The sequence below is a fragment of the Paenibacillus sp. FSL H8-0315 genome (assembly GCF_038005365.1).
Taxonomy (GTDB): domain Bacteria; phylum Bacillota; class Bacilli; order Paenibacillales; family Paenibacillaceae; genus Paenibacillus_AQ; species Paenibacillus_AQ odorifer.
Genome location: NZ_JBBOTA010000001.1, coordinates 4,233,416 through 4,249,220 on the forward strand (window position 1 = coordinate 4,233,416; position 15,805 = coordinate 4,249,220).

Here is a 15,805-nt window from a genome sequence, read left to right on the forward strand (position 1 = left end):
ATTTATTTTTCTGTGAAGTAAGTATCGAAGTCTGCTACGAGTTTATCTTGATCCGCAGGATCAGCAATAACGAACAGGAAATAGTTACCCTTTTTAATGAGTTTATAGTTTTTAGCATTTTCGTATTGATCAGGCAGATAGGTTTCGAATTGTTTTTGAACATCTGTTGCACGCGCTTTGATGGCATCCTCAACAGTGGTCATATCTTTTACATCTTTAACTTTCAGAACCGCAATTTCGTTAGTCTTCACATTCATCATAGGCATTCTAATGCTATAATCTTCAAGCAATTCTGGGTTCAGATGATATAGCTGTTCAACTGTAGCCGCATCAAGCTCCATTAAAGATGGCTGCTCTACTTTGCTCAGCATTTGATCGACCATTTCTTTTGCAGTTAGATTCGTTTCAATGGCAGCCCCATTGTTACTGTTGTTGCTGGAACAGGCGCCAAGCACCACACTTAGTACAATGGTTAACGCTAGCATGAAGGTATGCTTTTTCAACTTAGGTCACTCTCCTTGATGTATTGTCTGAATTTCTCTAGTTACTAACGTATATAGTCGATAGAATGTTGCGCTGGGGACTTACTCCGGATACTTTACCCATATTTTTGCGGAAATATGATATTCACATGAATTCATGCAAAGATCTTCCTCTCTTAGCTTGCGCAATGGTTGGTTATACTGTTACTGTAAGATAGATAGTTTTTAATAGAAGGGGATTGAACGGAATGATCGAAGAACTGAACAATGAACTACCGGAGAATTATGAGGAATTAAAGAAAGCTGCCAACCGCTCTGCGGATTGGAGAGCGCGTCTAGAAGCAGTTGAAGAGCTGGGACAGACCAACCACAAACAAATTATCGATATCCTGACGCGTTTAATGGAGAGCGATCCTGTATATACAGTTCAAGAAGCTGCTTACCTTAAGCTGAAGGCTTTTGGTGAAGACGTTAAGGTGCCATCGAAGAACAAGCCTGAACTAGTTAAAGGCGTATCCAAGATCCTGCTGAGAATTAAAAAGAGCCTGCCAAGAGATCATTCTTACGAGGACTTCAAAGAGAAGCTGAAGAAGATGAGAGTTGACGTGTACGACGCTTATGAAGGTGAAAAAGGCGCTGACTTCGATACGTGGCTGATGAAGATGTGGACTTCCGCAAATAAGTAAAGGATGACAATATGCACACCAATAAATTGACAGAACAATTTCAAGAATACCTTAAGCTGTCCGCAGAATTACGCCCTGATTATATTGCCAGCTTGGGCAAGGGTGGTAACGAAGCAAAGATTACGGCTGTTTTGCCGGAGACTCCTGAACTGCTGAAAGCTATTTATAGCACTGTCTCAGGGACAAGCAGTGAGGAAGAGGAACCAAGCCTTATCGAATTTATTCCAGGGTACCGCCTGATTCATATGGATGAATATGAAGAGGAGATGAAGGTATTAGCTGGGATATTGGAGGAAAAAGGTCAACATCCTGATGGAGTTATCTTGCCTATCTTAACGAACTATGGCAGTGATTTCATTTGTTATTATAAGTCTGCTGAGGGTGTGGAACAGGTATGTGACCTGCTCCATGATTTCGGCGATTTAATTGTGATGTATGATTCGCCTGATAAATTCCTAGAGACCTTATGCGAGTTCTACAAGCAGGAGGTTTATTTCCTGGATGAAGAGGGCTACCTCGATTGCGATTTAGTATTAGAAGGCGAAGTTGGTGCGGCACTGAACCCGGATGCGAAATATTGGTCCGAGTAACGACCTGATGCCAAATAAACAAGAGCAGCAGTCCATTTATGGACTAGCTGCTCTTTATTTTTAAATAAGGTGATCTTTATAACAATGTTATTCCTGCGCAGCTTGGTTCTCTTGCTCACGAAGCTCTACTCGCCGTATTTTACCGGAGGTCGTCTTCGGAAGATCCTGAATAAACTCGATTTTGCGCGGATATTTATAAGGGGCTGTCCACTCTTTAACATGGGATTGCAGCTCTTTTACAAGCTCTGGTGAACCAACAATCTCATCCTTAAGCACGATAAATGCTTTAACAATGTGCCCACGGATTTCGTCTGGACTGGCAACGACCGCACATTCCTTAACGGAGGCATGCTTCATCAATGCTTCTTCTACCTCGAAAGGACCGATAGTATAACCTGAGCTAATGATGATGTCATCCCCACGACCCTCGAACCAGAAATAACCATCTTCATCCTTCTTTGCCCGGTCGCCGGTTATGAAGAATTCGCCGTGTGTGGAGCTTTCTTTTCTACCGGGATCTTTGTAATAAGTGTGGAACAGGGCTGGCATACTCAAATGTACGGCAATATCACCAACCACTCCAGCAGGCAGTGGCTTGCCGTCTTCGTCCACAACCTCGACTAAGCCGGGAGCGATTGATTTACCCATAGAACCAATGCGTATTGGAGTATCTTTGAGTGTTCCGATAATTAGGGTGCTTTCCGTCTGGCCGTAACCATCACGGATTGTGATATCGAACTCACGCTGAAAGGTGTTAATGACCTCTTGATTTAATGGCTCTCCGGCAGATACTGCACAGCGCAGGGTAGACAAGTCGTAACGACCTAAGTCTTCTGTTTTAGCCATTAGACGATATTCCGTTGGGGTGCAGCATAATACTTGAATTTTGTGATCCTGCAATAGCTGCAAATATTTTTTGGGATGAAAGGATCCACTATATACAAAACCTGTAGCTCCGTTGCCAAGAACGGTTAAGAAGGGACTCCAGATCCACTTTTGCCAGCCGGGAGCTGCTGTTGCCCAGACGGTGTCAGATCCTTGAATATCCAGCCATTGAGGTGAGGTGATCCGCAAGTGAGCATAACCCCAGCCGTGACTATGAACGACCGCTTTAGGGTTGCCAGTGGTACCTGAGGTGTAGGCGAGAATAGCCATATCATCCCGGCGGCTTGCGACTGCTGTGAAGGTCTCTGGTTGTCCAACCATCAGACTTTCTAGATCCAGCCAGCCTTCACCGAGTTCGTCTGAGCTGCCAGATACGGAAAGACGGTAATCGAGAGCAGGAAGATCCTCTGAGATTTTATTCACTTCCCCGGTTACTTCGGACCAAGCAATAACGGCTCTGGCTTCAGAATGGCGCAGGCGGTAGGATAAATCTTTGGCACGCAGCATTTCTGAGGATGGAATGATGGCAAGTCCTTGTTTCAGACAAGCTAAATAGATGACATAAGCGATGATGCGGCGTGGAACCATAACAAGAACACGATCCCCTTGTTGCAGCCCAAGCTTCGCAAGTCCTCCGGCCAGCCGGTTAGCTTGTTTGCGTAATTCACCGTAAGTAATTTCCTCATAATCTCCTTGCTCATTTAACCACTTAAGCGCAATCTTCTCAGGAGCATGGCTTTCCATTTCCGAAGTGAGATTGTAGAACTCAGGTGCGATCCATTGCTGATTATCCAATATGAACCTCTCCTATATCAAACAAGATGTGTATAACTGTTCTATTTAGTATATCACGTTATCCTAGTACCAGGTACTAGTACCTTGAGTTCTTAATGAATTTCGGGTTAAGATAATATGTGTAAGGTAAACTTATAATAGACCACAAATCCAGAAAGTGAGAACTTATGTTATGAATCACACAACTTTTGATGAAATATTCGCTATTATGGAAGCCTCATTTCCTACTTCTGAGATCAGAACCTTTGAGGGACAACAGGAGTTATTGGACGTTCCAGATTATCGTCTCATTACCGAGATGAATTCTGAGGGTAAAATTGTTGCTTTCATGGCCTGCTGGGAGTTCCCCGGCTTTCGTTTTGTAGAACATATAGCAGTCGACCCGAGCATCAGAGGTGGAGGAATTGGCAAAAAGCTGATGACTGAATACATCAGTCTATCTAACAAGCCTGTCCTTTTGGAAGTTGAGCGGCCACTGGGTGAAATGGAGCAGCGGAGAATCGGCTTTTATGAGCGGCTGGGCTTTCATTTGAACCCTTACGATTATGTGCAGCCTCCTTTGCGTGAAGGAAATGAAGATTTACCACTCTTAATTATGACTTACCCTAACCCTGTTGATGAAGAAGAATTCCAACTTTATAGAGAAATTTTATATTCAGAAGTGTATAAGGTTACAACTCCGTATCAAGGTTAAAGCCCTCAGCAATCCGTTAAATCCTTATGGGATAAGCGGGTTGCTGTTTTTCTTATACAAACCAGAGCTCCAGATGAATAGTTTCTTTACAAATTGGGTACAAGTTAAATACAACTTAGAGACATATTCCTTTAAAACTTGAGCTAAAGTAAAAACCGAGATTGATCTTCTAAGGAGGCATAACATATGAAAAGTAAAAAGTTCATTATAGCAACGATGGTATTTGGGATGGCAATTACAGGTTCGGCTGGTGTGTACGCAGGAACTAAGCTGCAAAAAATCACAGCATACCTCAATCACAGCATTGGATTTAAAGTGAATGGTGCAGCTTATACGCCTGTTGATAATAAAGGTAACACATTAGCTCCGATTACTTATAACAATACAACCTATCTTCCTGTACGTGCCTTGGCTGATGTGTTGAAGGTGCCAGTGACTTTTGATGCGGCAGCGAATCAGGTCATTCTGGGTACTGGAACTGTGGTGCCGGATAAAGATACATTAACACCAGTACAGTACAGCAACGCTCAAAAAGAACAAATTTCTAAAGCTTTTGCAAATTTCGATGGGTTTAAAACGGTTTATGCACCAGCACAAATGGTGAGTGGAGACGCTTTTCAAAAAGCAGCTAGCTCTGAAGATGGAGTGTACTTTTTGTTCGACCATATGAGGGTGAACGTTTCTCCACGTGACTACTCCTATGATTACAAAGGCGATGCCGTAAAGCTTTCCAATGGTACAGAAGCTAAGTGGTACAGCCCTACCAGCGATTCATTGTTTTTGACCTATAAACTGGATGATCGTTTTGTGACGATTAGTTCTCCAGACAAGGCTTTGAGCAAGGCGCAATTAGAGAAGGTAGCAGTGAATGTGGTGAAATGGAGTAAATAACTCCTTTAAAAGCAAAGCTCAATTTACAAAAAGTAAAGCAGCAAGTCACTCCGATCCGGGAGGGCTTGCTGCTTTTTTTGTTTTCGTGTCTGCGTGTTCTATTTACTGTGCTGTTTATTAGGCAGCTTTTGGCTTGGTGTTCCTTTACCGTGATTCTGTTTGTTCTTTTCTGCTTTCTTCTGGGTGTCGTGTACTTTGTCTACAAAAGCTTGAGTATCGTCCATGTTTGTCCTCCTTGATCATAACCTTGCCGTTACTGTAACCACTTTTGCCTGATTAAATACACAAGCCGTTTTTACAAACTAGTGGATCAATCCGTACATTGTGAAAATATTTAGTAGTTACTATGAATGGATGCAAGCATTTCATAATAACAGTAAGGGAGACTGATTATGAACAGGTTATTAAAACAAGCAGTATCCATGACACTAGCCTTCGTTATGGTACTGGGACTTACATTTACAGGAATGCCAGCTTTTGCAGAAGACAGCAATGAGGATGCTGGATTACTGCAATTACAAACGCTAGAGCCAATAACACTACTGGCGGGCAATTCTACATGGAAATATCTAGATAACGGAACGGATCAAGGTTCGGTATGGCGGTCTGTTTACGATGATTCTACATGGGCATCAGGCCAAGCGCCGCTTGGTTATAAAGATTCTGGAGCCGGAGTCAGCAGCAAGCAATTTGGTGCTCTGAATACAAATATAAGCTACGGCACGGATAAAAAGAAGAAATATCGTACTTCCTATTTCCGGACAAATGTAACTGTGAATAAGGAAGAAATTACGAAATCGGATAAAGTATTAGGTAATTTTGCATTTGATGACGGAATAGTGCTGTATCTGAATGGTGCAGAAATCTACCGCGAGGCTATGCCAGCTGGTGAAATCGACTATCAGACACTTAGTACAACTAATGGCAGTGATCCAAATGAGTATACAAAGGTTGACCTAACGGAAATCGTAAAAGCCAATCTGAAGGATGGAAGTAATGAGCTTTCAGCTGAAGTTCACCAGACGGGCGACACTAGCTCTGACCTTTATTGGGATATGAGCCTGATTGCTTATCCTGTAGTGGAGACAGTAGAACCCGGAGTTGGGAAGCCTGATTCTATCGCAATTACTTTTAATGGCAACCCGCAGACTAGTATGGGATTCAACTGGTATGCACCTGAAAGTGTGACTGGCACCAAACTGGAAGTAGTAGAAGCTTCTAAATTGGAGAATGGCCAGTTTCCTGCGGCAGGCGCTCAATCTTATGAAGGGACATCCGTTACAACTAGTGTGTATATGACAAAAGCGGATAAATCAGCTAAAAAACCAGTTGTGCTAACCAGCCATAAGGTAATAGCGGATCATCTGCAGCCGGGAACGGAATATGCTTACCGTGCTGGGGATGGACAAGCTGATAACTGGAGCGACGTAGGAACTTTTAAGACAGAAGGCTCCAGTAATCAGGCTTATAAATTCTTATATACAACGGATTCCCAAGGAACAACTGAAGAAGATTTTGATATCTGGAATCATACCCTTCAAGAAGGATTAGCTAAATTCCCGGAAAGTGAGTTTATTCTGAATTCTGGTGATTTGGTGGATAACGGTGATATTGAGGAGCAATGGGGATGGTTTTTCAATAAGCCTAAGGATATTTTAGCGAATATTCCGTTGGTCCCTTTGGTAGGCAACCATGAAAGCAAAAATTATAGCAATTATAGCGCTCATTTTAATTTGCCGAATGTTTCGAATACAGGCGCGAAACCTGATGGTTCTGTATATTCTTTTGACTACGGTTCAGCACACTTTATGGTAATTAATACAGAATATTATGGTGCAAGCTCGAATCTTGAGAATAACGAAATTTACAATAAACAAGTGGAGTGGCTTCGTAGCGAAGCGGCAAAAAGCAATCAGAAATGGAAGGTTGTGCTTCTGCATAAATCTCCTTATTCCGTTGCCAATCACACCAATGATACAGATGTACTTTTTTACAGAGCGCAATTAACGAAGGTATTTGACGAGCTTGGCATTGACATGGTAATTGGCGGGCATGACCACACCTTTGCTAGAAGCTATCAGATGTACAACAACAAGCCATTGACGGATATTGTTCCGGACTCAAACGGAGTAGTAACTGATCCTAAGGGTACTTTATACCTGATTACAAATGCAGCGGGCAACAAGAAATACAACGTAGCTTCAGGAACATTCCCGTTTGCAGCTAAATACGGACAGCCTGGTAAGGAAATGTTCACGGGGATGACGGTAACGAATGATGAGCTTTCTTACGAAGCCTACACCACAACAACTGGTGGTTCTACAGACTTGTATGATAACTACAGCATTCATAAATCGGAAGTAGCAGTTAAACCTGTGCAAAATGCAAAGGCTACTGCAGCAGATGGTGGTAAAATAACGTTGACTTGGGATGCGCCAGCTTCCGGTGCACCAGTGTCTGGATATCGTATTTATGAGCAAAATGATCTGGTATCGGCAAATTGGACGGTCAGTGTTCCTAATGAAGAAGGTAAAGCTTCTTATACTTACACTGTAGAAAATACTAATCCAAACCAAACCTATCAATTTGTTATCAAAGCTGTAAGTGACAGAACAAATTCAGAAGCTGCTATCGCTTCAACGGATTCGATTAAAAAAGTTACAGTTACCTTTAATGGCGACCCAGTGAGTGCAAAAGGCTTCACTTGGTACACAGCGTTGAAGTCTACTGGAAACGATCTGCAGGTTGTAGAAAATACGGGCGTTACTCCAGACTTTGCTAAGGCTGCTGAGTTTACAGGACGTTCGGCGGTTTCCAGAAATTCAAAGGATGAATTAGTTCATAAAGCGGAAGCTTCTGGCCTGAAAGCTGATACAAAATACTACTTCCGTGTAGGTGATAAAGCACTAGGCCTGTGGAGTGCAGTGGGAACTTTTGAAACTGCCGCTAAGACAGGAGCATTTACTTTCATCGATTTGGCTGATACACAGGCTAAGACCGAAGATGAAGCGATTCTTTCCGGTGAAACGATGGCAAAAGCACTTACGACGTTCCCGAATGCTGAGTTTGTGGCGATTAACGGAGATATCGTGGATACCGGAACTAATGAATCCCAATGGAATTGGTTGCTTGGTCATTCGCAAGACACCCTGCTTAACACGACCATCGTGCCAGTGGCAGGGAATCATGAGGATAAGGCAAATGCCTTCTATGAGCACTACAATATTAAGGAAGCACCGGGCTCCGCAACAGAAACAGGAGCTTATTATTCCTATGACTACAGCAATGCTCACTTTGTAGTCCTGAATACAAATGAGAATTCCGATGAATTTGCTAACTTCAGCCAAGCACAGTTGGATTGGATGAAGGCTGACGTAAAAGCAGCGAAAGCTGCTGGAGCGAAATGGATTATCGTAGCTATGCATAAAGGTCCGTACACAACCTCTAACCACGCTACTGACAAAGACATTATGGGTACAAATGGAGAAAGAGCGAAGGTTGCTCCAATGATGGCTGAACTGGGCATTGACTTGGTTCTTCAAGGCCACGACCATATTTATGCCCGGACCAAGCCAATTAAAGCTGATGGAACTGCGGCAGACACAGTGAAGATCAAGGAAAGCTTCAAGGGTCAAACTGTAGAGTACACAGTAAATCCAGATGGAACGATCTATCTGATCCCGGCTACAGCGGGAGCGAAGGTTTACTACAAGAACATGAAACCAGAATTGGGAGATGCGTATTATAATCTCTTTGAAGTAGCAAATGAGAATACAGCTGCTAAATACGGGCCGGACCCAAGTGATGCTACGCGTCCAAAACGCGGTCAAGTTCAGACCTTTGTAGGTATTACTGTAGATGCTGGCAAATTAACAGCTGTATCTTATGAGATCGATCAGAATATTAATGATGCTAAACCATACGTTCTGGAAGAGTTCGGTATTATTAAGGAAGCAGATCCTGAAGTAAACCCAACACCAGAACCGACAACAACGCCGACAACGGAACCGACAACAACGCCGACAACGGAACCAACAACAGCGCCGACAACGGAACCAACAACAGCGCCGACAACGGAACCAACAACAGCGCCGACAACGGAACCGACAACGGCGCCAACGACAGCACCAACAACAGGATCATCAACAGGACCAGTGGCAACAACAAAACCGACAGCAACGCCAACGCCAACAGTAGCACCAACAGCTACACCAGCACCAACAACGGTGCCTACACCAACTGCAACACCAGTAGTCAAACCATCATTGACGGATACTGGCAGCCATTGGGCAGCAGCGGCTATTGAGAAAGCAGTAGCAGGGGGCTTCGTTAGCGGTTATCCGGATAATACTTTCCGTCCTAATCAGAAAGTAAATCGGGTTGAATTTATCACTATGCTGGCTCGTGCCCTGCAATTGCCGGACAGTGGTAGCACTTCAAGCTTTAAAGATTCAGCGAAGATTCCGGCATGGGCCAAGTCCTTTGTAGCTCAGGCAGTAGCTTTGCAAATTATCAGCGGCTATGATGATGGTACCTTCCGTCCTACGCAGGAGCTTACTCGCACTGAATTAGCAGTTATGGTTGTTAGGGCTCTGGGTATTACAGTAGATCCAAAAGCGACCTTAACCTTCAATGATGCTAAGGATGTACCCGCATGGGCAGTACCATATATTGCGGCAGCAGCAGAAGCGGGCATTGTGAATGGCATAGGACAAAATCGTTTCGCACCAAACCAGGTAGCGTCCCGGGCCGAAGCAGTAACAATCATTCTGAACCTGCTGGAGAAGCAAGGAAAGTAACTAAATCGGATGGTTTGAAAAAAGATTGCCTCAAGGTCATCGTTGATGACGGAGAGGCAATCTTTTTTTCGTAGCTGGGTAGTGTGAGGGAGGCGGCGATACGGTGGTGCGGCGTAAAAGAGAGGCAAAAGTGCCTCTGAAATGAGCGATTGCGGCGGATTAGCGTGAAAGAGAGGCAAAAGTGCCTTTGAAATGAGTGAATTCGGAGGAGTGGTGCGAAAGAGAGGCAAAAGTGCCTTTGATTTGAGCGAATACGGCGGATGGGCGTGAAAGAGAGGCAAAAATGCCTTTGAAATGAGCGAATGCGGCGATTGGCGGATATGAGAGGCAAAAGTGCCTCTGATTGGAGTGAATATGGCGGAGTGGCGTAAAAGAGAGGCAAAAATGCCTTTGAAATGAGTGAATGCGGCGGAGTGGCGGAGATAAGAGGCAAAAGAGACCACGCTCCTTCATCCTCTTTATATTTTCAACCAACATATGTTTAACGACCCACTCATTGCCAGGATATCGAGCCCTGATAGCACGATAATCTTTAATTTATCCAGCATATCTTTAATTTTGCGGCTATTTGTAAGGAAAGATCTGGGTTAGATTAGGGTGGACTAATCAAAGTAAGGCAGGAGGGTTGCCGACAAAATTGAATGCGCTTGCACGATCGGGGTTGAATACAGAATGTGCTTGCACGAATGTGGTTGGATACAGAATCTGTAGGCAGAAGAGAGTAGAAGAAGAAGAAGAAGAAGTAGAAGTAGAAGAGGGTAGGAGCAGCAGAGGGACGGGACAACAGAAGTAATCTACTTGCTGTTCGGCGACATAGTGAGACACATTACGCTTCATGGATGAGAGTAACCGAAACAACTACAGGACGAGGAGAGTGGAAAATGAACCTTCACACCGGTAAAAAGGCGCGTCGTAAGCTGACATCAGCTGTTCTGGCGGCAGCTTTGCTAGTTTCAGGACTTCCCCTAACGGCTTACGCCGGCGATACGTGGCCTTTTACAGGAGACAGTGCGCCGGGTGCCAATCAGCCTAATGTACATGGATATACGAGCAGCCATATTGCGAACTGGAGTCCGGCAACCGATCCGGATGCAGAGCTGTTGAGATCGCGGGTGCCGCTGCAGAAGCGGAATGCCCCATTTGCTGCAACCCAAGCTAACCCAGCGCTTAGCGCAGATACACAGATGATCAACGTTGCTGGCGACTACGGGAATGCTTTTATTGAGAACGCGCCGTATACGAACAAGTTTGCGCAGTATCATTTTAACTTTTGGCAATATATCGATTACTACTCCTACTGGCATGGTACAGCGACTGCGTATACCCCGCCGGAATATTATGATGAATTGGCCCAGAAGGACTGGCAGCAAAAATGGTTCGAATTCGGCATGCTGAACATCCCGAACCCTACCTACACCGATGCAGCGCATAAAAACGGCGTGTTGTCATTGGCGGGGATCTTTTTTTCCAATAATGACCGTGGACAGCAGACGTACAAACAAATGATAGTTAAAGATGAGAATGGTAATTTTCCGGTGGCGGATAAACTGATCGAGATGGCCGGGTATTTCGGGTTTGACGGTTATTTTGTAAATCAGGAAGAGATGAATCCGAATGTAGCGACCCAGGATATCCCCGATTACATCGCGTTTATGAAGGTGCTGCAAGAGGGCGGCCTGTATGTACAGTGGTACGACTCGCTGAACACCAATACCGGTGCTAATACGTTCGCCCGGACGATTAATGATACCAATATCTCCTTTTTAGTGGATAAAAGCACCAAGGAACCCGTCTCCAATTCGTTTTTCTTCGACTACGGGGCTGGCAATACACAGATTACCAACGCGGCTAGTTACTTAAGCAATCTGAATGCCAGTCTGGGAACAAGCTACAACTTGTTTGAAGTTGGTTTTGCAGGGCTGGAAGCAGGCCGTGACCGGTTCAAGTCCGTTAACGGAACAGCGTTGATGAACAAGCTGGACAGCAATGGCTTGCCACGGCTCAGCTTGGCTACACTCGGTGCGGACTTTGTTCATGCCGGTCTGGATGAGGACATGAACCTGTCTTACCCGGTCTCGCACAGATCCGAAAATGACTACCAATGGATGACAAAACTGCGTGAGCAGCTATGGTGGTCAGGCCCGAACGTGGACCCTAAGAATACGGTCAAATCGGCAACCAATACCGTTGCCGATGTTTATGCCGACAACCGTTACTGGCCGGGAATCTCGTCCGTCATTGCGGAGCGTTCGGTGATTAAGGACAAGAACTTTTACACCAATTTTAACACTGGACAGGGCTTGTCCTATTCCGTGAACGGTGAAGTATCGAACCCGGATGAGTGGTCTAATATGAGCCTGCAGGATATCCCAGTGACTTGGCAGTGGTGGCAGGATACTGCTGGCAATAAGCTTACTGTAGATTTTGATTATGGACCGGAGTACAACCTTGCGAGTACAAACCGTTACAACTATGAGCAGATCGGTGCGTATAACGGTGGCAGTTCACTGGTGGTGAACGGCAATCTGAATGCGAAGAACTTCTTGCGTCTGTACAAAACAGAGCTGGAGGTCAATGGCAACTCCAAGCTGTCGATCAGCTTCAACAAGCCATCTGCCACAGATGCTTCGGCGATGGCAGTAGGACTCATCCTGGCTGATGATCCGAATACCGTCGTAGAGGTCGCTGTTCCAAACAGTGGTCAGCACTCGGACGGTTGGTTGACAAAGGAGCTGGACCTCAGTGCATACGCGGGTCATAATATTGCAGCCCTTGGACTGGTCTTCGATCCCGGGCAAGGAACAGCGTCCACCTACCAGATGAACGTCGGACAGCTGCGCGTCTATGACGGGTCTGCCGTAAAGCCCGCAGCTCCTGCGGAATTAGCAGTTGCGGAAGCTTTTACAGATACAGGTGAGATGGTTGTGAAGTGGAAGCTAGATCCCGATTACACTAAGATCAAGCAATATAATGTGTACGTGAATGATGTATTTATGGGCGGCAAATACGATGAGGTGTTCTACCTGAAGCATCTCCCGGTGAAATCCGGAACCCTTAAAGTGGTTGCAGTGGGTGCGGATGGAGTGGAGGGTGAAGCGGCAACGCTGGCTTTTGATCTGGATGCGGCGGTTTCCGGAGTGAAGGTGGATTCAAGTCCGGACGGGGAGTTGACTGTGAATTGGACGAACTCCGCCCAAGCTTCCGGTGACATTACCGTTCGAGTGCAGTCTTTGAATTGGATTACGACATCCGAACCGGTGTCACAGCAAGTGGTTGTCCCGGCAGGTGCAAGCACTGCGCTGTTCACGGGGATGCCGGTAAACGGCGATGATTACATTGTCACCGTTACCGCAGGCAACACCGATCCCGTCTCGGTCAGCGGCCAGTTCATCGACACGGTTGCGGAACCTTACGCGGAAGAATGGTCCTGGACGGACGGTAAGCTGAATCTGCCGATGCCGAATACTAGAGACTGGCGGTATATGTATGTGTATGAGGATGGGAATGCAAAATCTTTTGCCACAACGTATAGCTCTGGCAATAAGCCGATGATTATCCGTGGACGGACAACTAAGGCGAGCTTAAGCTTCACCTCGTCGGCAAAAGTTGTGCATGTGGTGATGGAGGATTATGCAGGCAACCGCTCCAAATCTGTCTATCTGAAAGGAAGCTATCCCGTTCTCTTTGATGCTAATGGGGGTGAACCAGCAAATACTGTGGCCGAGGCTGTGTATGGCACTTTGCTGATGGAGCCTACAGGCATTGCCAGAGAGGGTTATGACCTGGAAGGCTGGTATGTTGGAGAAGGAGAAGGTGCGCGAAGATGGAATTTTACCGAAGATCTAATAACCGGTGAACTGAACTTGCAGGCGAAGTGGGCCTTGCAAGCTCCAAAGGTGCAGATCGTAGGGGAAGGTTCCTTCCGTGAAAATACGTCCGCGACACTAACGGCAGTTGCCACTGGCGCAGGGCAGCTGACTTATGCCTGGTATGCGGACACAGGCAGCGGTTATGGAGATGCGTTGGGAGTGTCCGCCTCCTATACTATCCCTGCTTTGACTACCGGGATGGATGGCAATAAGTACAAGGTCATCGTCACCAATGAATCTGGTGACAGCAGTGAAGCAGAGTACACAATTAACTTAACTCCGGCTGAAGCACCATGGGAAGCGCCTGATTTCATAACCGATCTTCCGTCTGCACTTGATGTCATTACTGGTGAAGAAGTGAAGCTGTTCGTACAGATCCGCGGGGATGTGGAATCGGTTCGCTGGGAGACGAAGGCAGCAACCGCAGAGGAATGGACTGTGGCGGAGAGCGTGACTTCGGCGGTATACGCATTTACTGCTTCTGAAACAGACAGCGGTACGCAGTTCCGTGTGGTTCTGACTGGAAAAGAGGGAACGGAGCCTTCAACAAGAACCGGTAATGAACTTACGGTGACAGTACATCCGGCACCCGATGCGCCAATTATCACCTCTAATAGTGTAGATAAGAATCCGGCAGTTGTAGGTGATAAGGTGTCTTTTGCCGTAGTAGCTTCTGCAGTTTATGGCGAGTTAAGCTACCAATGGTTGAAAGACGGGCAGGCCATTGAAGGTGCTGTGGAGCGTAATTATACGATTCCTTCTGCAAAAGAAACAGACAGCGGCGAGTACACGGCCGTAGTCACCAACACCAAAATACTGAATGGTCACCCTTATACGGCTGTTCAAAAGAGCGGAATTATTAATTTCAAGGTCCACAATACTCCTGTATCTACACCGCAGCCGACATCGGCTCCAGGGACAGGTACGGGAACTGGTGGGACGACTCCGGCAGCGACAGCAACGCCGCTTCCAAGTCCTACTAGCACAACTTTGACAGTTCCAGCAAGTGCACTCAGTACATCTACTGAGAACGGCAAATTGACGGTAAAGGTGCCGGCAGGCGTTACAGCTATCGAGCTGCCTGTAAATGCAGGTGAGTTGCTAGGGATCCGTCAACTTGAATTGTCCGCTTCGGGAACCACACTTGGTATTGCGCCGGAATTGCTGGTGCAATTGAAGGCTCTGCTTAATGAAGCCCAAGCTTCAGGCAGCAAGATTCAGGTGAAGCTCAGCCCGGAGACTTTGAACATGAGCACACTGAAAGCAGAGCGTGGGGTGGTCTTGCGGGGTACGGGTATGACGTTTGATCTGAGCGTCATCGCGGGGAATGGCACATCTAGCCGTCTTCCAAGCTTCAGCAAACCAGTAACCTTACAATGGAGTGCAACAAATACGGATTATAATACTAATTTGCTTGGTTTATATGCTATTGCTGAAGGGGGTTCGCTTACCTATCTCGGCGGAGTGTATGCGAATGGCTTCCTGCAAGGGGAGTTTAGCGGAACAGGCAGGCTGGCTGTGCTGGAGTACAATAAATCCTTCGCTGATGTTCCGTCTACTCACTGGGCTGCGGACACTATCCGCCAGCTGGCGGCTAAACATCTGGTACAAGGCACTTCCGAAAATGGATTTGAACCCGCCCGCAGGATTACAAGAGCGGAATTTGTGAAGCTGCTGGCTGGCGTGCTGGGACTGCAAGATCAGGCGGAATTGAAATTTAGTGATGTGCCTTCTGGTGTCTGGTATGAGCAGGACCTGGCGCGTCTGGTCCGGGCAGGTATTGTAGGCGGACGCACTGCTGAGCAGTTCGATCCGAGTGCGAACATCAGCCGCCAGGAGATTGTCACTATGCTAATGCGTGCCTATGTACTGGAGCATGGAGCGCTTCAGTCATCAGCCCCGGCAACATTCACCGATTCCGGTGAGGTAGCAGCCTGGGCGGCAGACAGCGTGAATGCTGCTTCATCACTGGGTCTGGTGAATGGCCGCACGGACGGGAAGTTTGTTCCCGGTGGCTTGGCGACCCGTGCCGAGGCTGCGCAGTTCATCTTGAATTACATCCGGTAGATTATATAGCCTCACCACGGTCTGCCCAAGGAGCCCTTTGCTCCATG

General features: G+C 46.3%; 10 protein-coding genes. 7 read left to right on the forward strand and 3 right to left on the reverse strand.

Translation table 11 applies throughout. The annotated features are described in order from the left end of the window. Nucleotides 1-2 precede the first annotated feature (2 nt). A complete protein-coding gene (locus tag MHB56_RS18405; RefSeq protein ID WP_036684911.1) occupies nucleotides 3-503 on the reverse strand; it encodes a DUF4358 domain-containing protein in 501 nt (166 codons plus the stop codon). 227 nt (nucleotides 504-730) lie between these two features. On the opposite strand from MHB56_RS18405, the gene MHB56_RS18410 reads away from it, so the two are divergent. Both MHB56_RS18410 and MHB56_RS18415 read left to right on the forward strand, forming a co-directional pair. Continuing rightward, on the forward strand, nucleotides 731-1,168 hold the full coding sequence (locus MHB56_RS18410) for a HEAT repeat domain-containing protein (protein ID WP_036684913.1): 438 nt from the start codon (nucleotides 731-733) through the stop codon (nucleotides 1,166-1,168). A gap of 11 nt (nucleotides 1,169-1,179) precedes the next feature. Next, nucleotides 1,180-1,758 (forward strand): SMI1/KNR4 family protein, encoded by a 579-nt coding sequence (locus MHB56_RS18415; protein WP_076190140.1) that lies wholly within the window; start codon nucleotides 1,180-1,182, stop codon nucleotides 1,756-1,758. 87 nt (nucleotides 1,759-1,845) lie between these two features. Here the strand turns inward: MHB56_RS18415 and mbcS are convergent, their stop codons facing one another. Next, a complete protein-coding gene (mbcS, locus tag MHB56_RS18420; protein ID WP_076130100.1) occupies nucleotides 1,846-3,441 on the reverse strand; it encodes an acyl-CoA synthetase MbcS in 1,596 nt (531 codons plus the stop codon). Nucleotides 3,442-3,610: 169 nt separating this feature from the next. Here mbcS and MHB56_RS18425 point away from each other — a divergent pair, with 169 nt between their 5' ends. Together MHB56_RS18425 and MHB56_RS18430 are read left to right on the forward strand one after the other, a co-directional pair. Then, the gene (locus MHB56_RS18425) at nucleotides 3,611-4,132 is read left to right on the forward strand and encodes a GNAT family N-acetyltransferase (protein ID WP_036684918.1); all 522 of its coding nucleotides are present in this window, start codon (nucleotides 3,611-3,613) and stop codon (nucleotides 4,130-4,132) included. Nucleotides 4,133-4,318: 186 nt separating this feature from the next. Then, on the forward strand, nucleotides 4,319-5,023 hold the full coding sequence (locus MHB56_RS18430) for a hypothetical protein (RefSeq protein WP_076185077.1): 705 nt from the start codon (nucleotides 4,319-4,321) through the stop codon (nucleotides 5,021-5,023). A 98-nt stretch (nucleotides 5,024-5,121) separates the two neighbouring features. Here the strand turns inward: MHB56_RS18430 and MHB56_RS18435 are convergent, their stop codons facing one another. After that, nucleotides 5,122-5,247: a DUF4023 domain-containing protein gene (locus MHB56_RS18435; protein ID WP_051491363.1), complete on the reverse strand. Its 126-nt coding sequence runs from the start codon at nucleotides 5,245-5,247 to the stop codon at nucleotides 5,122-5,124. Between the two features lie 168 nt (nucleotides 5,248-5,415). On the opposite strand from MHB56_RS18435, the gene MHB56_RS18440 reads away from it, so the two are divergent. The 3 genes from MHB56_RS18440 to MHB56_RS18450 all read left to right on the forward strand — a co-directional run bounded on the left by MHB56_RS18440 (nucleotide 5,416) and on the right by MHB56_RS18450 (nucleotide 15,758). Continuing rightward, complete coding sequence (locus MHB56_RS18440) at nucleotides 5,416-9,822, forward strand: S-layer homology domain-containing protein (protein ID WP_341143849.1); 4,407 nt, start codon at nucleotides 5,416-5,418, stop codon at nucleotides 9,820-9,822. Nucleotides 9,823-10,447: 625 nt separating this feature from the next. Further along, on the forward strand, nucleotides 10,448-10,615 hold the full coding sequence (locus tag MHB56_RS18445) for a hypothetical protein (protein WP_341143850.1): 168 nt from the start codon (nucleotides 10,448-10,450) through the stop codon (nucleotides 10,613-10,615). A gap of 88 nt (nucleotides 10,616-10,703) precedes the next feature. Further along, complete coding sequence (locus MHB56_RS18450; RefSeq protein ID WP_339281697.1) at nucleotides 10,704-15,758, forward strand: endo-beta-N-acetylglucosaminidase; 5,055 nt, start codon at nucleotides 10,704-10,706, stop codon at nucleotides 15,756-15,758. The last annotated feature ends 47 nt before the right edge of the window (nucleotides 15,759-15,805 follow it).

Coding starts and splice junctions, on each gene's coding strand:
- MHB56_RS18425 (WP_036684918.1), top strand. CDS start 3,611: ATGAATCACACAACTTTTGATGAAATATTCGCTATTATGGAAGCCTCA.
- MHB56_RS18440 (WP_341143849.1), top strand. CDS start 5,416: ATGAACAGGTTATTAAAACAAGCAGTATCCATGACACTAGCCTTCGTT.
- MHB56_RS18435 (WP_051491363.1), bottom strand. CDS start 5,247: ATGGACGATACTCAAGCTTTTGTAGACAAAGTACACGACACCCAGAAG.
- MHB56_RS18410 (WP_036684913.1), top strand. CDS start 731: ATGATCGAAGAACTGAACAATGAACTACCGGAGAATTATGAGGAATTA.
- MHB56_RS18415 (WP_076190140.1), top strand. CDS start 1,180: ATGCACACCAATAAATTGACAGAACAATTTCAAGAATACCTTAAGCTG.
- MHB56_RS18430 (WP_076185077.1), top strand. CDS start 4,319: ATGAAAAGTAAAAAGTTCATTATAGCAACGATGGTATTTGGGATGGCA.
- MHB56_RS18450 (WP_339281697.1), top strand. CDS start 10,704: ATGAACCTTCACACCGGTAAAAAGGCGCGTCGTAAGCTGACATCAGCT.